General features: G+C 68.3%; 20 protein-coding genes and 1 riboswitch. Of the genes, 6 read left to right on the forward strand and 14 right to left on the reverse strand.

From position 1 onward, the window contains the following. Positions 1 to 188 precede the first annotated feature (188 nt). Positions 189 to 632, forward strand: coding sequence for a GNAT family N-acetyltransferase (locus ACK5F2_RS10310; RefSeq protein ID WP_409864489.1), 444 nt, complete (start codon positions 189 to 191; stop codon positions 630 to 632). Positions 633 to 749: 117 nt separating this feature from the next. Further along, positions 750 to 1,232, forward strand: a complete 483-nt coding sequence (locus ACK5F2_RS10315; RefSeq protein ID WP_409864490.1) for a DUF4124 domain-containing protein — start codon at positions 750 to 752, stop codon at positions 1,230 to 1,232. Between the two features lie 86 nt (positions 1,233 to 1,318). Here the strand turns inward: ACK5F2_RS10315 and ACK5F2_RS10320 are convergent, their stop codons facing one another. The 8 genes from ACK5F2_RS10320 to ACK5F2_RS10355 form a co-directional block, all read right to left on the reverse strand. After that, positions 1,319 to 3,007, reverse strand: coding sequence for an ABC transporter substrate-binding protein (locus tag ACK5F2_RS10320; protein WP_409864512.1), 1,689 nt, complete (start codon positions 3,005 to 3,007; stop codon positions 1,319 to 1,321). Between the two features lie 145 nt (positions 3,008 to 3,152). Further along, on the reverse strand, positions 3,153 to 3,461 hold the full coding sequence (locus ACK5F2_RS10325; RefSeq protein ID WP_409864491.1) for a DUF2160 domain-containing protein: 309 nt from the start codon (positions 3,459 to 3,461) through the stop codon (positions 3,153 to 3,155). A gap of 12 nt (positions 3,462 to 3,473) precedes the next feature. Then, positions 3,474 to 4,286, reverse strand: a complete 813-nt coding sequence (locus tag ACK5F2_RS10330; protein ID WP_409864492.1) for a carbohydrate ABC transporter permease — start codon at positions 4,284 to 4,286, stop codon at positions 3,474 to 3,476. Further along, entirely contained in the window at positions 4,279 to 5,175 is an 897-nt protein-coding gene (locus ACK5F2_RS10335; protein ID WP_409864494.1) for a carbohydrate ABC transporter permease, read from the reverse strand. Before ACK5F2_RS10335 ends, ACK5F2_RS10330 begins: the two co-directional genes overlap by 8 nt. Next, positions 5,172 to 6,287, reverse strand: coding sequence for an ABC transporter ATP-binding protein (locus ACK5F2_RS10340; protein ID WP_409864495.1), 1,116 nt, complete (start codon positions 6,285 to 6,287; stop codon positions 5,172 to 5,174). The genes ACK5F2_RS10335 and ACK5F2_RS10340 overlap by 4 nt, the downstream gene beginning before the upstream one ends. A gap of 1 nt (position 6,288) precedes the next feature. Next, entirely contained in the window at positions 6,289 to 7,356 is a 1,068-nt protein-coding gene (locus tag ACK5F2_RS10345) for an ABC transporter ATP-binding protein (protein ID WP_409864496.1), read from the reverse strand. A 54-nt stretch (positions 7,357 to 7,410) separates the two neighbouring features. Next, positions 7,411 to 8,997: a glycerol-3-phosphate dehydrogenase gene (glpD, locus tag ACK5F2_RS10350; protein ID WP_409864497.1), complete on the reverse strand. Its 1,587-nt coding sequence runs from the start codon at positions 8,995 to 8,997 to the stop codon at positions 7,411 to 7,413. Positions 8,998 to 9,011: 14 nt separating this feature from the next. After that, positions 9,012 to 9,176 carry a hypothetical protein gene (locus ACK5F2_RS10355; protein WP_409864498.1) on the reverse strand — a complete coding sequence of 55 codons (165 nt, stop codon included), beginning with the start codon at positions 9,174 to 9,176 and terminating at the stop codon, positions 9,012 to 9,014. Here ACK5F2_RS10355 and ACK5F2_RS10360 point away from each other — a divergent pair. Genes ACK5F2_RS10360 through glpK form a run of 3 tightly spaced genes read left to right on the forward strand, consistent with a single transcriptional unit; the run spans position 9,175 to position 12,193 of the window. After that, positions 9,175 to 9,942: a DeoR/GlpR family DNA-binding transcription regulator gene (locus ACK5F2_RS10360; protein ID WP_409864499.1), complete on the forward strand. Its 768-nt coding sequence runs from the start codon at positions 9,175 to 9,177 to the stop codon at positions 9,940 to 9,942. The genes ACK5F2_RS10355 and ACK5F2_RS10360 overlap by 2 nt on opposite strands. Before the next feature lie 15 nt (positions 9,943 to 9,957). Further along, complete coding sequence (locus ACK5F2_RS10365) at positions 9,958 to 10,674, forward strand: hypothetical protein (RefSeq protein ID WP_409864500.1); 717 nt, start codon at positions 9,958 to 9,960, stop codon at positions 10,672 to 10,674. 25 nt (positions 10,675 to 10,699) lie between these two features. After that, complete coding sequence (gene glpK / locus ACK5F2_RS10370) at positions 10,700 to 12,193, forward strand: glycerol kinase GlpK (RefSeq protein WP_409864501.1); 1,494 nt, start codon at positions 10,700 to 10,702, stop codon at positions 12,191 to 12,193. Positions 12,194 to 12,234: 41 nt separating this feature from the next. Here glpK and ACK5F2_RS10375 read toward each other — a convergent pair whose 3' ends face one another. The 6 genes from ACK5F2_RS10375 to ACK5F2_RS10400 all read right to left on the reverse strand — a co-directional run bounded on the left by ACK5F2_RS10375 (position 12,235) and on the right by ACK5F2_RS10400 (position 20,555). Further along, the gene (locus ACK5F2_RS10375; protein WP_409864502.1) at positions 12,235 to 13,809 is read right to left on the reverse strand and encodes an esterase/lipase family protein; all 1,575 of its coding nucleotides are present in this window, start codon (positions 13,807 to 13,809) and stop codon (positions 12,235 to 12,237) included. An 83-nt stretch (positions 13,810 to 13,892) separates the two neighbouring features. Further along, positions 13,893 to 14,474, reverse strand: coding sequence for a TMEM165/GDT1 family protein (locus ACK5F2_RS10380; protein ID WP_409864503.1), 582 nt, complete (start codon positions 14,472 to 14,474; stop codon positions 13,893 to 13,895). 3 nt (positions 14,475 to 14,477) lie between these two features. Further along, positions 14,478 to 14,689, reverse strand: a riboswitch (yybP-ykoY riboswitch). 4 nt (positions 14,690 to 14,693) lie between these two features. After that, complete coding sequence (locus ACK5F2_RS10385) at positions 14,694 to 16,202, reverse strand: M16 family metallopeptidase (protein WP_409864505.1); 1,509 nt, start codon at positions 16,200 to 16,202, stop codon at positions 14,694 to 14,696. Beyond that, positions 16,199 to 17,572 (reverse strand): M16 family metallopeptidase, encoded by a 1,374-nt coding sequence (locus ACK5F2_RS10390; protein ID WP_409864506.1) that lies wholly within the window; start codon positions 17,570 to 17,572, stop codon positions 16,199 to 16,201. The genes ACK5F2_RS10385 and ACK5F2_RS10390 overlap by 4 nt, the downstream gene beginning before the upstream one ends. A 63-nt stretch (positions 17,573 to 17,635) precedes the next feature. Then, positions 17,636 to 18,298, reverse strand: coding sequence for a PEP-CTERM sorting domain-containing protein (locus ACK5F2_RS10395; RefSeq protein WP_409864507.1), 663 nt, complete (start codon positions 18,296 to 18,298; stop codon positions 17,636 to 17,638). A gap of 70 nt (positions 18,299 to 18,368) precedes the next feature. Beyond that, positions 18,369 to 20,555, reverse strand: coding sequence for a phosphocholine-specific phospholipase C (locus ACK5F2_RS10400; protein WP_409864509.1), 2,187 nt, complete (start codon positions 20,553 to 20,555; stop codon positions 18,369 to 18,371). A gap of 295 nt (positions 20,556 to 20,850) precedes the next feature. Between ACK5F2_RS10400 and ACK5F2_RS10405 the strand changes: the two genes are divergently transcribed. After that, a partial coding sequence (locus tag ACK5F2_RS10405; RefSeq protein ID WP_409864510.1) for a helix-turn-helix transcriptional regulator occupies positions 20,851 to 21,189 on the forward strand: 339 nt, incomplete at its 3' end.

The raw sequence follows: 21,189 nt of genomic DNA on the forward strand, positions 1-21,189 counted from the left end.
CGGTACGGCTTGAGGGCTGACAAGGGTCGGATTCTGAAGCCCGGCCAGCGCCTTGTGGCGCCACCAAGCCCCTGCAGCAACAAGCGCTTACCGCTGCAATCGCTGGCTTACCTTGGGCGCTCCGCAGCGCTGGCGCAGGGGGGCCGAGGCCAGGACCGACAATGGGCTTCCCAAAGCCCAGCAGCCCCATGCCAGAAACCCTGAGCCTGCGCGCCGTGACGCGCGAGAACTACGAAGCCATTTGCGATCTGCCCCTGCCACCGGAGCAGCAAGCCATGCTGGCCAGCAACAGCTGTTCCCTGGTGCAGGCCGCATACGAGCCCGGCTACCAGCCCCGCGCCATCTATCTCGGCGAGCGCCCCGTGGGCTTCATCATGTGGGTGCCCGAGAGCGAGGCCCGGGTCTCGATCTGGCGCTTCATGATCGGCAAAGACGATCAGGGCCGCGGCCTGGGCAGCCAGGCCCTGCGCTTGGCCATGGCCGAGATTGCCCAGCAGCCGGGCGTGCGGGAGATCGAGATCTGCTATGCCCCAGACAATGAGGGCTCACGCCGGCTATATGCACGCCACGGCTTTGTGGAGCAGGGTCTGGACCCCGACGGCGAGGACATGCTGGCCTTGCTGCGGCTGTGAATACGCGGCCGTGAGTGTGCGTCCGTGAAATACGCACGCCACGCCCGCCGAGCGCTGAGCAGAATTGTCCGGCACGGCGCACACTGGCGGTCTCACTTTCTGCAGCACCGTCGCCCCGTGGCGGCGGCCGACTCCGAATCCATGACCCGCTTGAGTCTTGCGGCTTGCCGCCGTCCCCTGACCTTCTTGCTGCTGGCCGGCGGCCTGTGCGGCGCTGTCCAGGCCCAGTACAAATGCGTGGACAAGCGCGGTGCGGTGAGCTTCCAGCAGCTGCCCTGCAGCAATGAGGAGCGCAGCCAGACCCTGGAGGTGCGCCCCACCAATGTGGCCGTGCCCGCGGCCACGCCCAACCGCAGCAGCGGCACCCAGCAGGCCAGCGGCAGCGGCACGGCCACGGCCGGCGCTGGCGGGAACAGTTTCAAGGGCAAGCCCTGCCCCACGGCGGCCGAGATGCAGAAGCTGGAGGCCGATGCCGCCAAGATTCGCAGCGGCCGCAGCGAGCCCGTGGAGCCGGGCATGGAAAGCGCGGCCAAGCTGTCCCAGGATCTGTTCAAGGACCTGCCGCGCCAGGTCGAGGACATCAAGCGCGCCTGCTTCTGAAGCCCTCAGCGCGCCAAGCGGCCGCAGCGGCCGCCGCATGAAAAACGCCGCCCGAGGGCGGCGTTTGCTTTGGGGCTCAGCTCAGCTCAGCGGACCCGCCCTTCCTTCCAGGCGTTGAGCAGCTTGTCGTAGGCGATGGTCTCGCCCTTGGGCTTCTCATTGGCCAGCTTGGCCCAGGGGGCGCCCTTGTCGCTCAGCCACTTGGCGTTGGTTTCCTTCTTGTTGAGCTTGGGCGTGCACTTGGCCATGCCGGCACGCTCCAGACGGGCCAGCACCTGGTCCATCTCCTCGGCCAGATTGTCCATGGCGGCCTGCGGGCTCTTCTCGCCGGTCACGGCCTGGGCCACGTTCTTCCACCAGAGCTGGGCCAGCTTGGGGTAGTCGGGCACATTGGTGCCGGTGGGCGTCCAGGCCACGCGCGCCGGGCTGCGGTAGAACTCGACCAGGCCGCCCAGCTTGGGCGCCATATCCGTCATGGCCTTGGAGCGGATATCGCTTTCGCGGATCGGGGTCAGGCCGACGATGGTCTTCTTGAGCGAGGTGGTCTTGGCGGTCACGAACTGCGCGTACAACCAGGCGGCGGCCGTCTTGTTGGCGTCGTGGTTGGCAAAGAAGGTCCAGCTGCCCACGTCCTGGTAGCCGTTTTGCATGCCCTGCTTCCAGTAGGGGCCGTTCGGGCCAGGCGCCATTCTCCATTTTGGCGTGCCGTCGGCATTGACCACCGGCAGGCCGGGCTTGGTCATGTCGGCGGTAAAGGCGGTGTACCAGAAGATCTGCTGGGCGATCTGGCCCTGGGCGGGCACGGGGCCGGCTTCGCCGAAGGTCATGCCGGTGGCTTCCTTGGGCGCGTACTTCTTCATCCAGTCCACGTACTTGCTGAGCGCGTAGACGGCGGCCGGCGAGTTGGTGGCGCCGCCGCGGGCCACCGAGGCGCCCACCGGGGTGCACTTGTCGGCCGCCACACGGATGCCCCACTCATCAACCGGCAGGCCGTTGGGGATGCCCTTGTCGGCGGTGCCGGCCATGGACAGCCAGGCATCGGTGAAGCGCCAGCCCAGCGAGGGGTCCTTCTTGCCGTAGTCCATATGGCCGTAGATGGGCTTGCCGTCGATCTGCTTCACATCATTGGTGAAGAACTCGGCGATGTCCTCGTAGGCGCTCCAGTTCAGGGGCACGCCCAAGTCGTAGCCGTACTTGGCCTTGAACTTGTCCTTCAGGTCCTTGCGCTCGAAGAGGTCGGCACGGAACCAGTAGAGGTTGGCGAACTGCTGGTCAGGCAGCTGGTAGAGCTTGCCATCGGGCGCGGTGGTGAAGCTGGTGCCGATGAAGTCCTTGAGGTCCAGACCCGGGTTGGTGAACTCCTTGCCCGCACCGGCCATGTAGTCGGTGAGGTTCATGATCTTGCCGTAGCGGTAGTGGGTGCCGATCAGGTCGGAGTCGGAGATCCAGCCGTCGTAGATGCTCTTGCCGGACTGCATGGAGGTCTGCAGCTTCTCGACCACATCGCCTTCCTGGATCAGGTCGTGCTTGACCTTGATGCCGGTGATCTCCTCGAAGGCCTTGGCCAGGGTCTTGGCCTCGTACTCATGCGTGGTGATGGTCTCGGACACCACCGAGATCTCCTTCACGCCCTTGGCCTGCAGCTTCTTGGCGGCTTCGATGAACCACTTCATCTCGGCCATCTGCTGTTCCTTGCTCAGGGTGCTGGGCTGGAACTCGGCATCGATCCACTTCTTGGCCTCGGCCTCGCCGGCGAAGGCGTTGTGAGCGCCCATGGCCAGCAGGGCGGCCAGGGTCAGCGCGGTGTACTTGCTCGTCTTCTTGAATTGCACGCTTGTCTCCTCTGTTGAAAAAAGTGCCCCCGATCAGCGCGATGCGGCCCCGGGGGTGTGAAGGGCCGAATCCTTGAAAAACACCGCCTCAGCCGCGCCGCATGATCAAGGCCAGCACGGCCATGGACGCGATGAAGCTGATCCAGATGCTGGGCTCGCTCTCCAGCGCGAGCCACTCGGCCATGCGGCCGGCCAGGCCCACAAAGGCCAGATTGATATAGGCCGCCGTCAGCAGGCCGATGAAGAGCCGGTCGCCCCGCGTGGTCTTGAGCGGCAGAAAGCCCTTGCGCAGGGTGGTGGGCGACTTGATCTCCCAGATCGTCATGCCGATCAGCATCAGCACGATGCAGCTGAAGAAGATGGCGACGGGCGTCGTCCAATACATCCAATCAAACATCTCGGTTTCTCCTCAGACACGACCCATGGCGAAGCCCTTGGCGATGTAGTGGCGCACGAACCAGATCACGATGGCGCCCGGCACGATGGTCAGGGTGCCGGCCGCGGCCAGGGTCGCCCAGTCCATGCCCGAGGCGCTGACCGTGCGGGTCATGGTGGCCACGATGGGCTTGGCATTCACGCTGGTCAGGGTGCGGGCCAGCAGCAGCTCCACCCAGCTGAACATGAAGCAGAAGAAGGCCGCCACGCCCACGCCCGCCTTGATCAGGGGCAGGAAGATGGTGAGGAAGAAGCGCGGGAAGCTGTAGCCGTCGATATAGGCGGTCTCGTCAATCTCGCGCGGGATGCCGCTCATAAAGCCTTCCAGAATCCACACCGCCAGCGGCACATTGAAGAGCAGATGCGCCATGGCCACGGCGATATGCGTGTCCATCAGCCCCATCGTGGTGTAGAGCTGGAAGAAGGGCAGCAGAAAGACCGCGGGCGGCGTCATGCGGTTGGTCAGCAGCCAGAAGAACACATGCTTGTCGCCCAGGAAGCGGTAGCGGCTGAAGGCATAGGCCGCCGGCAGGGCCACGGTGATCGAGATCAGCGTGTTGATGCCCACATAGATCAGGCTGTTGATATAGCCCGAGTACCAGGACGGGTCGGTGAAGATCGTCTTGTAGTTGGCCCAGGTGAAATGCTCGGGGAAGAAGCTGAAGCTGGACAGGATCTCCTCATTGGTCTTGAAGCTCATATTGACCATCCAGTAGATGGGCAGCAGGGCAAAGACCAGGTAGGCGATCAGGAAGATCGTCCGCTTCTTGAAACGGCGCTCATCCATGGGCGGCCTCCGATTTTTCCGCATTGCCGAGCGCCTGCATCCAGTTGTAAAGGATGAAGCACAGCAGCAGGATGATGAGGAAGTAGATCAGCGAGAAGGCGGCAGCGGGGCCCAGGTCAAACTGGCCCACGGCCTTCTGCGTCAGGTACTGGCTGAGGAAGGTGGTGGCATTGCCGGGGCCGCCGCCGGTGAGCACAAAGGGCTCGGTGTAGATCATGAAGCTGTCCATGAAGCGCAGCAGCACCGCGATCATCAGCACGCCGCGCAGCTTGGGCAGCTGGATGTAGCGGAACACCGCCAGCTTGCTGGCCCCGTCAATGCGCGCGGCCTGGTAATACGCATCCGGGATGGAACGCAGACCGGCGAAGCACAGCAAGGCCACCAGGGGCGTCCAGTGCCACACATCCATCACCAGCACCGTGAGCCAGGCATCGGTGGCATTGCCGGTGTAGTTGTAGTCCACACCCAGCCACTGCAGGGCGGCGCCCAAGAGGCCGATGTCGGCGCGGCCGTAGATCTGCCAGATGGTGCCCACCACATTCCAGGGAATCAGCAGGGACAGGGCCACGATCACCAGCACGGCCGAGGCCTTCCAGCCCTGGGCGGGCATGGACAGGGCCAGGGCAATGCCCAGCGGAATCTCCACCGCCAGCACTGCGGCCGAGAAGCCCAGCTGGCGCCACAAGGCGCTGTGCAGCTCCTCGTCGCGCATCACGGCGGCAAACCATTCGGTGCCCACGAAGACGCGGCGCTCGGGCGAGATGATGTCCTGCACCGAGTAGTTCACCACGGTCATCAGGGGCAGGATGGCCGAGAAGGCCACGCAGATGAAGACCGGGAGCACCAGGAACCAGGCCTTCTGATTGATGGGCTTTGTCGTTGCGCTCATGCGGCCAGCCCCTCCTTGACGTTGATCAGCTGTTCATCCCGGCCGTAGAAGCAGGTGTGGGTGCCCAGCACCTGCAGCCAGACCTCGCCGCCAGGCACGGGCGGCCGGCTCTGCGCATTCAGGCGCAGCTTGAGCGACTGCCCGCCCACGCGGGCCGTCAGCAGCCAGTAGGTGCCGATGTCCTGCACCTGCTGGAGCTCGGCGCGCAGCGCCCCGGGGCTGCCGGCCTCGGCCAGCGCCACATACTCGGGCCGCACACCCAGGGTGAACTCGCGCGCCGCCTCCAGCTGCTGGTAGAGCACGCCGAAGCCCAGGGGCAGGTCTTGCCCCGCCACCTCGATCACGCCCGTGCTCTTGAAGCGCGCCGGCAGGAAGTTCATGCCCGGCGAGCCGATGAAGTTGCCCACGAACATATGCTGGGGCTTCTCGAACAGCGCGTCGGCCGAACCCACCTGCACCGCGCGGCCGCGCGACATCACCACGATCTGGTCGGCAAAGGTCAGGGCCTCCACCTGGTCGTGGGTCACATAGATCAGGGTGAGCTTGAGCTCGTGGTGGATCTGCTTGAGCTTGCGCCGCAGCTGCCACTTGAGGTGCGGGTCGATCACGGTGAGCGGCTCGTCGAAGAGCACGGCCGACACGTCCTCGCGCACCAGGCCGCGGCCCAGCGAGATCTTCTGCTTGGCATCGGCCGTGAGGCCGGCGGCGCGCTGGTTGAGCTGGCCGCTCATCTCCAACATCTCGGCGATCTGACCCACGCGGGCCTTGATGCGCTCGGGCGCCACGCCGCGATTCTTCAGCGGAAAGGCCAGGTTCTCGGCCACGGTCATCGTGTCGTAGATCACCGGAAACTGGAAGACCTGGGCGATATTGCGCGCCTGGGGTGACAGTGCGGTGACGTCACGGCCGTCATAGCTCACCGTGCCATGCGAGGGCTGCAGCAGGCCCGAGATGATGTTGAGCATGGTGGTCTTGCCGCAGCCCGAGGGGCCCAGCAGCGCATAGGCGCCACCATCTTCAAAACTCATCTTCAGGGGCAGCAGGGCGTAGTCGGCCTCGCTCTGCGGGTTGGGACGGTAGGCGTGAGCCAGGTCCAGATCAATGCGTGCCATCTCAGCGGCCCAGCCTTTCCGGCGCAATGGCCAGGGCGCCCGCGGCGTCGAAGACATAGGCCTGACCGGCGTTGAGGAAGAGACTGAGCGAGGCACCCAGCTCGAAGTAGTGCACGCCGCTGAGCTGGGCTACCAGCTCGCCCACCTCGCTGTGCACGTGGACGAAGGTGTCCGAGCCCGAGATCTCGGCCAGCTCCACGCGGCCACGCAGTTCAAGATCGCCGGGCTGCGCGTTCAGGCGCAGGGCATTGGCGCGCAGGCCCACGGTCACCGGACCTTGCGCCGCCAGGGCCAGGCTCAGGCCGGGCTTGAGCTCCACGCTGGCGCCGCGGCCCGTGGCCGGCAGCAGATTCATGGGCGGATCGCTGAAGGCGCGCGCCACACGCAGCGAGGCCGGCTTGTGGAAGACCTCGGCCGTGGGGCCGTACTGCAGCAGCTCGCCGGCGTCCATCACCGCGGTGTAGCCGCCCAGCAGCAGGGCCTCGCCCGGCTCGGTGGTGGCATAGACCACGGTGGAATCGCCGCTGGCGAAGAGCTGGCTCAGCTCCTCGCGCAACTCCTCGCGCAGCTTGTAGTCCAGATTGACCAGGGGCTCGTCCAGCAGCATCAGGGGCGCGTTCTTGGCCAGGGCGCGGGCCAGGGCCACGCGCTGCTGCTGGCCGCCGGAGAGCTGGGCGGGCAGCTTGTCCAGATGCATCTCGATGTGCAGCTTCTGGGCCAGGGCGTCCACCTGCTGGTCGATGGCCGCGCGGTCCAGGCCACCACGAAGCTTCAGCGGCGAGGCGATGTTGTCTCGCACCGTCATCGAGGGGTAGTTGATGAACTGCTGATACACCATCGCGACATTGCGATCGCGCACCGGCACGCCGGTCACGTCCTGGCCGTCCACCAGCACCCGGCCCGCTGTGGGCCGGTCCAGGCCCGCCATCAGGCGCATCAGCGTGGTCTTGCCGGCCTGGGTCGCGCCCAGCAGCACGGTGACCGCACCGGCTTGCAGCGTCAAGTCCATCGGGTACAGGTGCTCGGCGGCACCGACCCGGTGGCTGAGGCCTTGCAGACTCAATTGCATCGTCGCTTGTCTCCCTCTTCTTGCATCTCTGTGCGCAGCGACGAGGACGGGGCTTCAGTCCGCGGCGTGGGGATGGGACTGGAACCAGTCCGCCACCGCCGCGCGTTGCGCCTCGCTGTAGTGCAGCCCCAGCTTGGAGCGGCGCCACAGCACGTCCTCGGCGCTACGCGCCCATTCCTCGCGCTGCAGATAGCGCAGTTCGATCTCGTACAGGCCCGGTGCCACCTCGGCGCCCAGCTCGGCCAGGCTGCCCGCGCCACCCAGCACACGACCCACGCGTGCGCCATAGGCCCGGCACAGGCGGCGCGCCAGGCTCTCGGGCAGCCAGATATGGCGCTGGCGCACGGCGGTGACCAGGCGCTCGAAGTCGGTGTCGGGCCGGCGCGGCGAACCGATCCAGGTCTGCAGATCGCCGCCTGGCAGATAGGCCTTCTCGGTCCAGGGCTCGCGCTTGTCGCCCAGCATTTCGCCCACCAGATCGGCGGCGTCCTCGGCCAGCTTGCGGAAGGTGGTGATCTTGCCGCCCCACACGCTCAGCAGGGGCGCGCCCTGGGTATTGCTTTCCAGCAGGTAGTCGCGGGTGACGGCGGAGGGGTCGCCCGAGGCGTCGTCCAGCAGGGGGCGCACGCCGGCATAGCTCCAGACCACGTCCTCGCGGCTCACCGGCTTGGCGAAGTAGCGGCTGGCCTGCTCGCAGAGGTAGTCCACCTCCTGGGCATCGATCTGGGCCTTGGACAGACCGGCCAGGGCCTCGGGCGGCAGCTCCACATCCGTGGTCCCGATCAGGGTGTAGTCCTGCTCGTAGGGGATGGCGAAGATGATGCGCTTGTCGGGGTTCTGGAAGATGTAGGCGTGGTCGTGCTCGAAGCAGCGCTTGACGATGATGTGGCTGCCCTTGACCAAGCGCAGGCTCTTGGTGGCCAGAGCCTCGCCGCGGGCCGGGCGTGCCACCTCGCGCAAAAAGCTCTCGGCCCAGGGGCCGGCGGCATTGACCAGGGCGCGGGCGCGCACGCGGCGCTCACCCTGCGGGGTGCTGATCGTGGCCAGCCAGCCATCGGCCTCGCGCTGCACGGCGGTCACGGGGCTGCGCGTCAGCAGCTCGGCACCCTTCTCCTGGGCATCCAGCGCGTTCAGCAACACCAGGCGGGCGTCATCCACCCAACCATCGGAATAGACAAAGCCGCGGGTGTAGTTGGGCTTGAGCGGCTTGCCCACCGGCGAGCTGCGCAGGTTCACGCCGGTGGAGCCCGGCAGCACCTCGCGGCGCGCCAGGTGGTCGTAGAGGAAGAGGCCGGCGCGGATCATCCAGGCCGGACGCATGGCGGGGTCGTGCGGCATCACGAAGCGCAGCGGCCACATGATGTGCGGCGCGCTCTTGAGCAGCACCTCGCGCTCCTGCAGGGCCTTGCGCACCAGGGAGAACTCGTAGTACTCCAGATAGCGCAGGCCGCCGTGGATCAGCTTGGTGGACGAGGAGGAGGTGTGCGCGGCGAAGTCGTCGCGCTCGGCCAGCAGCACCTTCCAGCCGCGACCGGCCAGGTCGCGCGCAATGCCGGCGCCATTGATGCCGCCACCCACGACCAGCACGTCGTAGGCGTTCGGGGTGGCAGAGGCGGGGGCAGCGGCGGGCTGTGCGTTCACGAGGGGTCTCCGGGTTAGCGAATCTGAAGTTCGCTATTTTGTTCTTCTTTTTTCTTTTTAACGCGTTTCGGTGCGATTTCTGCCAGGGTTAACCCGGCTTCTTGTTCGTTTTGCTTCGCTTTAGGCTGAGTCACCGCGCGAAAACGCGCCCGAACGCGGCCTCTACACTTGCCCGCCATGATTCCCAGCCATCCCCGTCTGAATGAATTGCTGCAAGAGGTGCGCGCGCGGGGCTCGGTCAGCGTCGAGACCCTGGCCGAGAAGTTCGGCGTGACCCTGCAGACCGTGCGCCGCGATGTGCAGCGCCTGGCCGAGGCCGGCCTGGTGGCGCGCTTCCACGGCGGCGTGCGCGTGCCCGCCAGCACCACCGAGAACATTGCCTACCGCCAGCGCCAGGCCCTGCAGGCCGAGGGCAAGGCACGCATCGCGCGCGCCATCGCCCAGCGCATCCCGAGCGGCTGCTCCCTGATCCTGAACCTGGGCACCACCACCGAGGCGGTGGCGCGCGAGCTGCTGCAGCACAAGGGCCTGCGCATCATCACCACCAACCTCAAGGTGGCCAGCATCCTCAGCGACAACCCGGACTGCGAGCTGGTCATGGTGGGCGGCACAGTGCGCCACCGCGACCGCGGCGTGGTGGGCGAGGCCGCGGTGGACTTCATCCGCCAGTTCAAGGTGGACATCGGCCTGATCGGCATCTCGGGCATCGAGAGCGACGGCAGCCTGCGCGACTTCGACTACCGCGAGGTCATGGTGGCCCGCACCATCATCGAACACTCGCGCGAGGTCTGGCTGGCGGCCGACCACAGCAAGTTCAACCGCCCCGCCATGGCCGAGGTGGCGCGCCTGCCGCAGATCGATCTGCTGTGCACCGACGCCGCCCCACCCGAGCCCTTCCCCGCCCTGCTGAGCGACGCCGGCGTCGAGCTGGTCGTGGCGGACTGAACGCTTTACAAGGCGATGACAGAGCATCCTGAGCCAGTTCAACTTGAAGAACTCGGCTCGCTTGTCGAGATCGAGAGCTATCAAGCCTGGGTACATGCCCTATGCGCCCGCTACCACACCGACACTCACTGGCTGAACTACTTTCGCCTGAAAAAAGGCCAAGCTAAACAGCTGCAGGACGAGCTGATTCCGCTAGGAAGACTCGCTCAGCGGCTGAGCCCACGCTTCTCCGGCGCCAAGCTCCGCTTCCTCCCCGGCAGCAAGCAGTCGTTTGATGCTGAACTCATCGAGTCAACCGACCGAGTCGCCGAAATCATTGAGATCACGCTTGCATGCAATGGGCAACAGGATGCACTCTCGACCGAGTGCCTAGTCGAGCACGGCTTTGTACCTCTGTATTCGGAGATTGCAGCAACAGGAACCAAAACGAATCGTCAAATTGCGGAGCCAGAGCTGGTCAGTCTTGATGCGCAAGAGCTCACGCACATTTGCTTTGAAATGATCCGTTACGCGGTGAGCCGTAAATCAGGATCAGGGAAATACCACTCAGGCATCAGCCTCTTGGTGGCGTTTGACGACTTCATGCTGCGTCCGACCGAAGAGGACCAAGACTATCTGAAGGGCGAGCTGCTCAAGCTGCGCTCCGTCTTCAAGACGGTGTACTACGTGGGCCTTAGCGGCTTCTTCTACTTCGAGTCAGTTCCGACAGCCAGCGGGCCGAGTCCGCGATGAATTCTGTAAGACAAAGAGACAAGCCATGACCTACCTGCTCGCCCTGGACCAGGGCACGTCCAGCTCCCGCGCCATCGTCTTCGATGCGCGCGGCCATATCGTTGCGATGGCGCAGCGCGAGTTCCGCCAGATCTACCCCCAGCCCGGCTGGGTGGAGCACGACGCCCTGGAGATCTGGGACAGCCAGCTCGCCACCGCGCGCGAGGCCCTGGCCAAGGCCAATCTCAAGGCCGCGGACATCAAGGCCCTGGGCATCACCAACCAGCGCGAGACCACGGTGGTCTGGAACCGCAAGACCGGCCAACCGATCTATCACGCCATCGTCTGGCAGGACCGCCGCGCCGAGCCCACCTGCGCCCGGCTGCGCGAGCAGGGCCATGGCCCCCTGGTGCAGGGCAAGACCGGCCTGGTGATCGACGCCTACTTCTCCGGCACCAAGCTCAAGTGGATCCTGGACCATGTGCCCCAGGCCCGCGAGCAGGCCGAGCGCGGCGAGCTGGCCTTCGGCACCGTGGACAGCTGGCTGGTCTGGCGCCTGAGCAATGGCGAGGTGCATGCCACGGATGTGAGCAATGCCGCGCGCACCATGCTCTTCAATGTGCATGAGAACCGCTGGGACGAGGAGCTGTTGAAGCTCCTGGACATTCCCGCCTCCGTGCTCCCCGCCGTCCATCCCTCGGCCCATGAATACGGCCGCGTGGCCGCCGAGCATCTGGGCGGCGCCATCACCATTGGCGGCATCGCGGGCGACCAGCAGAGCGCCCTCTTCGGCCAGGCCTGCTTCAAGGCCGGCATGGCCAAGAACACCTATGGCACCGGCTGCTTCATGCTGATGCACACCGGCCCCCGCTTCCAGACCTCGGCCAATGGCCTGATCACCACCAGCGCCGCGCAATCCACGAGCACGCCGGAGTTCGCCCTGGAGGGCAGCGTCTTCATCGGCGGCGCCGTGGTGCAGTGGCTGCGCGATGGCCTGCACGCCATCAAGGGCAGCTCCGAGGTGCAGAGCCTGGCCGAGAGCGTGCCCGACGCGGGCGGCGTGATGTTCGTGCCCGCCTTCACCGGCCTGGGTGCGCCCTACTGGAAGGCCGAGGCCCGTGGCGCCATCGTGGGCCTAACGCGCGGCTCCACGGTCGCGCATATCGCGCGCGCCGCGCTGGAAAGCATCGCCTTCCAGAGCGCCGCCCTCTTGCAGGCCATGAGCCGCGACGCGGTGGCCGCGGGCGGCGCGCCGGTGAGCGAGCTGCGGGTGGACGGCGGCGCCTGCGTCAACAATCTGCTGATGCAGTTCCAGGCCGATCTGCTGGGCATTCCCGTGGTGCGGCCGCAGGTGATCGAGACCACGGCCCTGGGCGCAGCCTATCTGGCCGGCCTGAGCACCGGGGTCTACAGCGGCCTGGAGGAGCTGGGCGAGCATTGGCGCGCCGAGCGCCGCTTCATGCCCACCATGGCACGGGAACGCGCCATGGAGCTGATGGCCGGCTGGGAGAAGGCGGTGCGCCAGGCCTGCGCGGACTGAGTCCGGCGCGGCGCTCGGGCAGGGCCGCAGGGCCCTGCGTCTCAGCGCCAGGCCGAGACAATGAGCACCACCTTGCCGTCCAGGCCGGGCGTCAGCCCGGAACGAGGCAGGGGCAGCTCCAGGCGCAGGCCGCCATCGGCCAGGGCCTGGTAGCTCAGGGCCCGGGTGGCCTGGCCCACATGCTGGCTCTCCCAGCTGTGCAGGATGCGCCACTCGCCACCCGGCTGCAGCGGCGGCTCCAGGGAGATGAGCAGCCCGTCGCGCAGCAGATGGCTGCCCTCGAAATGCTGGTCGGGCCAGAAGCGCTTGCGCAACTGGTAGTCGGGCACCCGCACCGCCAGATCCATGGCATAGGCCAGGCTGCGGTCCTGCTGGCTGACCTTGGCGCGATTGGCCAGAAAGGCCGTGGAGAGATAGACCAGATTGCCGCCGCTGGCCTGCTGACGGGTGAGCTGGGCATGGGTGCGGCAGGCGGGCGAATCCTCCTCGGCCGTGCGCCGGCTCAGGTACCAGCGCTTGCCGCGCGGCCGGGCCAGCAGCTCGAACTGGTAGAGCGCCTCCACCTCCTCGGCCTGGGCTTGCAGGGCCTCGGGCAGACGCACCGCATCCACCTGCATCCAGATGTCCACCCGCACATCACCAAACAGGAAGCGCACCAGGTTCTGATAGGCCTCCTCGCTGTTGACGATGCCGAAGAAGCCCGAGTGCGAGCGGTAGCAATAGGCCGTGGGGCTGGTCTTGCTGATGCGCAGCTGGCGGTCCACCGCCCAGACCGAGGCGTTGTCCACCTTGACCAGACCATCGCTGCCATGGCCGGCAAAGGCCCGCGACAGGCCCATGGCCGCGCCGTAGTCCGCGCGGTTGGTGCCCACCATGCAGAAGAAGCGGTCGATGGGAAAGGCCTGCTCGGGCAGGAAGTCCACGCGCCCGTGCCGGCGGTAGACCGCCTCCAGATCGAGGTAGCGGGCCATGCGCGCATGGCTGAAGTTGTCGATCTCGGCCACGCTCAGCCAGGCCGGCAGCTTGAGGCCCGCGGCCTCGATGCCGTTGTGCGGCGTGGCGTAGGTGAAGACCTTGTCCACCGCCCCGCGCGCGGCCGCATCACCCAGGGCCGGGTTCTGCAGCAGGGCCCGCACCACCAGGCCGCCCATGGAATGGGCCACCAGATAGCAGCGGAAGTCCTCGGGCCGGATCTGCTCCTGCGCCACCACCAGATCGCGCACCCGCAGCACCAGGTCCGAGAGCCCGCGGGCATAGTCCTCGATCTCCTGCGGCCGGCCCGAGCCCAGCAGGGCCGAGCCGCCGTCGTAGTAGCGATAGACGATCACCGAGCGCGAGGGGATGCCGCGATTGCCGCTGCGCGGCTGCCAGTCCGCATCCATGATGTCCAGGCCGTTCTCGTAGACATCGCCATAGCCGAACTCGGCCCCCAGGCGCAGCAGGGGCGACTCGAAGACGAACTTCTTGGCCGGATCACGCTTGTCGGTGCTGGCGCGATAGACCGTGGAGCCGAGATTGAAGCCGCAGAAAGGGTCGGCCGCCGTCTCGTCGCGCTCGCTCTCGGTCATGGCATAGCCACGCACATAGATGATGGGATAGAACGGGGCCTGCGGCATGGCGCGCTCCTGAGAGTCTTGAGGACTCGCCGCTTATAGCCAGGGCCTGGGGCCCCGGCAATCCCGCCGATGGCGGCCCGGCCTCAGAAGCCCAGGCTCTCACCCACGCCGAAGAGCACGGCCAGGCCCAGCAGCAGGAAGATCAGGGCCGCCACGCCATGCACCAGGCGCACCGGGATCTTGTGGGCGATGCGGTCCCCCAGCAGCACGGCGGGCACATTGGCGATCATCATGCCCAGGGTGGTGCCGGCCACCACGGCCCAGAAGGCCTTGAACTGCGCGGCCATGGCCACGGTGGCGATCTGGGTCTTGTCGCCCATCTCGGCCAGGAAGAAGGCCACGATGGTGGTGCCCAGCACGCCCAGCTTGAGCCGGCCGCCGCCCTCTTCCTCTTCGTCGAGCTTGTCGGGGATCAGGGTCCAGATGGCCATGGCCACAAAGCCCAGGCCCAGGCCCCAGCGCAGCACTTGCGGGCTGAGCTGGGTGGTGATCCAGGCGCCCAGCGCACCGGCGCAGGCGTGGTTGACCACGGTGGCGATCAGGATGCCCAGGCAGATGGGCAAGGGGCGGCGGAACCGCGCGGCCAGCAAAAAGGCCAGCAGCTGGGTCTTGTCGCCGATTTCGGCCAGGGCCACGAGGCCGGTGGAGACGAGGAAGGCTTCCATGAGAACACCCACACGGCCTGAAGCACGGACGATTGACCATGCCGCTCCGGCCGTGTGAGGGGATGCCGAGCTGCATGGTCAAAGGTCTTGCCAGGTGTGGACACTGCCCGTGCCATGGCTCTTGCGAACCAAGTCTGTTGACACGAGCCTGCAGGGCGCGATCACCGGTGTTCGGAATCGGGCGGCCGCAGCGGCTACTCCCCAATGACAGCAGGGATTCTACCCCGAGCCCCCCGGGCCGGGCATGCCCCCCGCGCCGCGGCGTGAACGATGTCGCAGCAGCGGGCTCTCCAGGTCCAGATCGCGGGCCGCCAGCACCCAGGCGCCGGGGTCCAGGGCCCGCAGGCCGGCACCGGCCAGGTTCAGGTCGCCCACGACGACACGGCGCAGGCCCTCGGGCTGCCAGTAGCGGGCCGCATAGGCCTGCAGGGCCTGGGCGTCCACCGCCTGCAGACGGGCCGCCAGGCGCTGGGGCGATTCGGGCGCCAGCCCCTGCTGGATCTGTTCACCCAGGGCCGCGGCCAGGCCGACGCGGCTCTCCATGCGGCGCTGCTGCTCCCCCAGCCAGCTGGCGCGGCGCGCGGCCAGCTCCTCGGCCGAGACCGGGCGCTCGACCAGGTCCTGGATCTGCGCCGCCATCAGGCCGGCCACCTCGGCCGCGCCCTCGTGGCGGGTCTGGGCCTGGGCGCTGAGCCAGCCGCCGCCGGGCAGGCTCTCCACCTGGCTGCTGGCGCCGTAGCTGAGACCGCGCTTGATGCGAACCTCCAGCCCCAGACGCGAGGAATAGCCCTGCCCCAGCACCGCCTGGGCCAGCTGGGCCGCCGGCAGCTCGGCCGCCGCCTCCAGCCCGGCGTGGGGCGCCAGCAGCTGCACCACGCTCTGGCCGGCCTCGGGCAGATGCACCCACAGGCTGCGGGTGCCCAGGGGACGCGCCTGCACCGGCGTGGGCAGCTGACCCGGCTGCGGCCCCGGCTGCCAGCCTCCCCACTGGCGTTCCAGCAGGGCTCGCAGCGGCCCCGGCTCGAAGTCGCCGCAGATGATCAGGCTGCTGAGCAGGGGGCTGAGCTGGCTGCGTTGCAGGGCCAGCAAGTCCTCGCGGCGCAGGCGCCCCAGGGAGGCCGGCGTGGGCAGACGCCCCGCCGCGCTATCGCCCCAGAACAGGCGGCGACCCAAGGCCTGGGCCAGGGCCGCGGGATCGGCCTGGGCCTCGCGCAGCCGCTCCAGCATCTGCTGGCGTGCCGCCTCCAGCCCGGCCGCCGGCAGCTGGGGCCGCAGCACCATCCCGGCCAGCAGGGCCAGCCCCTCATGCAGGCGCGACGCGGCCAGGCTCAGACTCAGGCTGGCCCCCAGGGACTGGGTCTGCGCCTCCAGGCTGGCGCCCAGGCTCTCGGCCGCCCAGGCCAGCTCGCCACCCGCGGCCCGGCCACGGCTGAGCACATCCAGAAGCAGCTGACTACGCCCCGCCTTGGTGGGCGGGTCCAGCAGGCTGCCCAGGCCCAGCTGCAGCTGCAGGCTGACCAGGGGCCAGCCCGGTCGCGGCGCCAGCAGCACGCGCAGGCCGTTGGACAGGCGCCAGCCCTGCACGGTCCAGGGCATGGCCGGCAGCAAGGGCCCCGGCGCGGGCGCCAGCTCGGGCAGCGGCTGGGCTCCGGCATGGGGCCACAGACAGGCCGAGGCCGCGCCCAGCAAGAGGCGGCGCCGCGCCCGCATCGGCCCCGGGCTGCTCATCGCGCGGGGCCGCCCGCGGCCTCGATATGGAGCAGGGCGACGCGAGCCCCCTGCAGCACATGGCGGCGCAGCACGCGCTGCACCGCCTCGGCGCCGATGCGCTGCAGCTGCTCCAGATCGCCGGTGGCCGCGGCCGCCTCGCCCCGCAGCAGCAGGGCCTGGCCCAGGGCCAGGCCGCGGCCCTCGGGCGTTTCGCGCTCCAGCAGGGCCTGGGTCAGCAGCAGAGCCCGGGCACGCTCCAGCTGGGCCGGCGGTATCGGCTCTTCCGCCAGGCGCTGCACCTCGCGGCTGAGCCGCTCCAGCAGGAGCTCGGGCCGGCTGCGCCCGGTGGAGATGGCATGGGCAGCCAGGAGGCCGGCCTCGGCATTGAGCATGAGCTCGAAGCCGCAGCTCTGGGCCAGGCGCTGCTCATGCACCAGGCTCTGGTTCAGACGCGAGGCCTCGCCCTCGGCCAGCAGGGCCTGGGCCAGCTGCAGGGCCGGCAGCTCCGCGCTGTCGGCGCGCGGCCCCTGCCACAGGGCCAGCACCGCCGGCTGCGGCAGGCCGGGCACGGCCAGGCGGTGCAGGGCCTCGCGCGTGCGCCGCGGCTGTGGCAGGGCTGGTGGCGCGGCGGGGCGTTCGGGGGCGGCAATGGGGCCGAAATAGCGATCCACCCAGCGGTCCAGACTCGCGGCATCAAAGGCGCCCACCACCACCAGCAAGGCCTTGTCGGGGCGGTAATGCTCGGCATGGAAGGCCTGCACATCGGCCAGCGTCGCGGCCTCCAGCTCCTCGACACTGCCGATCACCGGCCGCCGATAGCCTGGGTGCTCAAAGCCGTAGACGGGTATGGCCTGGAAGAGCCGGCCATAGGGATCGGCCAGCACACGCTGCTGGTACTCCTCGCGCACCACGGCGCGCTCGCGGTCCAGGCCCGCCTGGTCCACCTGCAGATGGGCCATGCGCTCGGCCTCGGCCCAGAGCAGGGCCTCCAGATGCTGGGCCGGCACCTGGCTGTGATAGACCGTCATGTCCTCGGCGGTGAAGGCATTGTTGCTGCCGCCCACGTCCTCGGTGAGCCGGTCGAACTGCTCGGCCGCCATATGGCGTGTGCCCTTGAACATCAGGTGTTCAAAGAGATGGGCCAAGCCCGAACGGCCCGGCGGGTCGTCCTTGCCGCCCACGCGGTAGAAGAGCTGCACCGCCACGGTGGCGGTGTCCTGCATGGGCAGACTCAGCAGCTGCAGGCCGTTGGCCAGACGGCGCTGGCGCGGCTGCAACTCGGGCACCGGCAAGGGCGCCAGCGCCGCCGCCGGCCAGGCCCAGGCAAGACCTGCCCCCGCCGACCAGGCGAGCAGGGAACGACGGCTGGGGCGGTACGCGGGCAGCATGGCCGCAAGCATAGGGCAAGCCCCTGGGCGGCAAGGTCCGGGGCGGCTGCGCCCCGGCCGGACTCAGGCGCGGCGGCGACGGGCGGCCACACCCACGGCCAGCAGGCCCAGGGCCATCAGGCCGTAGGTGGCGGGCTCGGGCACCGGGGCCGCGGTCAGCGTGAACTTGAGGTTGTCGGCGTAGCCGTCGTTGTCACCACCGCCCAGGCGCTCCATGCTCAGCCAGAACTGCAGGGTGTAGGTCTGCTCGGGCAGCAGGCCGCTGGCCTCGCGGTAGAACAGGCCGGTCTTGTTGCCGCGGTCGGCCGGGCGCACCGGGCCGATCTCGGTGGAGCCGAGCAAATTGCCCGTATCGCTCAGGAAGCTCACGAAGAGCTTGGCGTTGTCGCCCTGGGCCTGCCAGCCGCCCAGCCAGCCGCTCAGGCTGAAGCGGTCACCGGCCTGCGAGTACTGGCCCAGGTCCAGGGATTGCCAGGCCACGGCTTTTTCGCCCAGGCCGGTGAACATCTTGGCGCCGCGGTCCACGGGGCCCGGCTCGCTGGGCTTGACCCAGTTGTTGCCGTAGCTGACGGACTGGATGAAGCTGTAGTCGTCGAAGACGCTCCAGCCGGTGGTGCCCTGTTCGGCATCGCCGTTGACGATGAGGTTCTGACCGTAGATGCCGGCATGGCTGGCGCTGACGGCCAGGCCCAGCAGGGCGGCCGTGAGAAAGGCATTGAGTTTCATGATGCGATGCAGATGGGATTGAGGAAGATTCGGCGAGCGGCCCCCGGGCGCGCCGGGGGCCGGTTCAGGCTCAGGGCCGGTACTGGTCCAGCAGGGCCGCACCGCCCAGGGCCGGATCGCTGACCGAGGGCTCCCCGGTCTCGATATGGCCGGCCAGACGGCGGCTGAAGCCGGCCAGCTCGCGCACCTTGAGGCCGTAGTCGTACCAGTGCTGGCTGGCGGCCAGGGGCAGGCGCAGGTCCAGGGCGGCGCCCGCGGCCACGCGGTGCAGCTGGGCCGGCTCCTCGCTGTACTTCAGGGCCTGCAGCTCGAAGCTGGCGGCCACCTGGCCGCGGTTGATCAGGCGCAGCTGCAGCTCGCCGTAGACGCGATCGGCACGCACCTCGATCTCGGGCTGCGGCTTGGTGGCGCTCACGGCCACCGAGCCGGTGAAGTGGCGGTGGAAGCCATTGGGGCCCAGCACCCACAGGTCGTAATTGCCCGTGGCCGGGGTCCAGCGACCTTCCAGCTGCTTGCCGGCCTCCACGGTGTAGCGGCGCGGCAGCTCGCCCAGGGCGGCGCGGTTGTAGACATGGAAGACCGCGCCGGCCTCGCCGGCATTCTCGAAGCGCAGCACCACGGTGCTGGCCTCCTGGCGGGCCTGCACCTGCAGCTCGTACGGCAGGGCGCGGGCCGGGCGCAGGCCCTCTTCCTGCACCGGGGCCACCAGGCTGCTGGGCGTGGCCGGGGTCTTGGTCTGGGTCAGGGCCTTGGCGCGGGCACGCAGGGCGGCAGTGGCCGGCAGGTCCTTGAAGAAGGGCTGGTCTTCGGGCTTGCGGAAGTCGAAGCAGCTCAGCAGATCACCGCTGACGGCACGGCGCCAGGGGCTGATCAGCGGCTCCTGCACGCCAAAGCGCGCCTCGATGAAGCGGATCACCGAGCTGTGGTCCGAGACCTGGGAGTTGACCCAGCCGCCCTTGCTCCAGGGCGAGACCACGTACATGGGCACGCGCGGGCCCAGGCCGTAGGGACGGCGGTGGTACTGCGGGTCCGAGCCATTGAGCTTGTGGTGGTACTCGCCCACGGTGTCCACGGTGGAGGCGCCGGCCAGGCGGGCGCGGCTGGGCTCGTCGTCATAGACCTCGTAGGCCGGCACGGCCGGGGGCGGCATATGGTCGAAGAAGCCGTCGTTCTCATCGAAGTTGATGAGCAGCACGGTCTTGCTCCAGACCTCGGGGTTGGCGGTCAGGGCGTCCAGCACGCGCGAGGTGTAGTCCGCGCCCTGGGCCGGGCTGGAGGGGCCGGGATGCTCGGAGCCTTCGGCCGTGGCCACGATCCAGCTGACCTGGGGCAGCTTGTCGGCCAGCACGTCTTCCTTGAGCTTGTCCAGATCGCGCGTGCTCACGCCGCGCTCGCGCAGCACCTGGGAATAGCCGGGGCGCTGGTACCAGGCATTGCGGAAGGGGCGAAAGCCCGCCAGCGGGTTGTCGGTGAAGTTGTCCGCCATGTTCTGGTAGACCTGCCAGCTGATGCCGGCGTCCTGCAGACGCTCCACATAGGTGACCCAGGTGTAGTCGGTGGCGGGGTTGGTGTTGAAGTTGTCGCGGCTGTTGTCGGTGGAGGGGCCGCCGGCCACGCCCAGCGGGTCGTTATGGCCGGTCCACAGGAACAGGCGGTTGGTGTTGGTGCCGGTCTGGGTGGCGCAGTGGTAGTGGTCGCAGAGCGTGAAGGCCTCGGCCAGGGCGAACTGGAAGGGCAGGTCCGTGCGCTTGAAGTAGCCCAGGGAGTGGTTCTGCTTGGCCTTGGGCCAGTTGTTCATGCGGCCGTGGTCCCAGGCGGCCTGGGAGTCGGTCCAGCTGTGCGGCGTGCCGGACACGCGCATCACGCCGAAGTCCTGCTGGGTGTTCAGATGGAAGGGCGCGATCGCCTTGCGGCCGCTGCCCCACTCCGGGCGGCCCGGCACGGGCGCGCCATTGCCGATGGGCTGCACGAACACGCTCTTGCGCGTGAAGGTGCCGGGGCGGTCCAGCACCGGGATGGGGAAGGGGTCGCTGAAGCCGCGCACACCGGCCAGGGTGCCGAAGTAATGGTCGAAGCTGCGGTTCTCCTGGGTCAGGATGACGATGTGCTCGACGTCCTGCAGGGTGCCGGTGCGGTAGTTGGCCGGAATGGCCAGGGCGCGCTGGATGGCGGGCGGGAAGCTGGCCAGGGCGGCGGAGGCGCCGGCACCGGCGGCCAGGCTGCGCAGAAAGCCGCGGCGGTCTTGTTGGGAACTCATGGGAGGACTCCTGGGGACCTTGCAAGGTCCCGTCTTGGTTGGCGAAACGGGGCCAATCTAGGAGTGCCGTTTGAAGGCCTTGCGACCTTGCATGAGCCGATCGGACTAGGGCCGACACCTGCGCGCCACAACCCGCATGCCACCAGCACACCGCCAGCAGCCCGCAAGTCCGCAGACAGGGGCTTTGCGCCCCCTGATCGCCCCGCAGCGCCCCAGATCGTCTTGCGCGCATAGCGCGCAGCCCTCGCACCAGCGCGATGCCGGTCGCCCCGCACTCTCGCGCCACAATGGCGGCATGCGCCGAGCCGACCGCCTGTTCCAGATCGTCCAGCTGATACGCGGACGCCGCCTTTCCACCGCCGAGTTCCTGGCCGAGCGCCTGGAGGTCTCGGTGCGCACCGTCTACCGCGATGTGGCGGCCCTGCAGCAGCAGGGCGTGCCCATCGACGGCGAGGCCGGGGTGGGCTATCGCATGAAGGCGGGCTTTGATCTGCCGCCCCTGATGTTCACCAAGGAAGAAGCCCAGGCCCTGGTCGCCGTGGTGCGCCTGGCCCGCCCGGCCCTGGACGCCGGCCTGGCGGCCCCGGCGGAAGGCGCGCTGTCCAAGATCCTGGCCGTGCTGCCGCCGCCGGCC

It is taken from the genome of Roseateles sp. (genome assembly GCF_046300915.1).
Classification (GTDB): domain Bacteria; phylum Pseudomonadota; class Gammaproteobacteria; order Burkholderiales; family Burkholderiaceae_C; genus Kinneretia.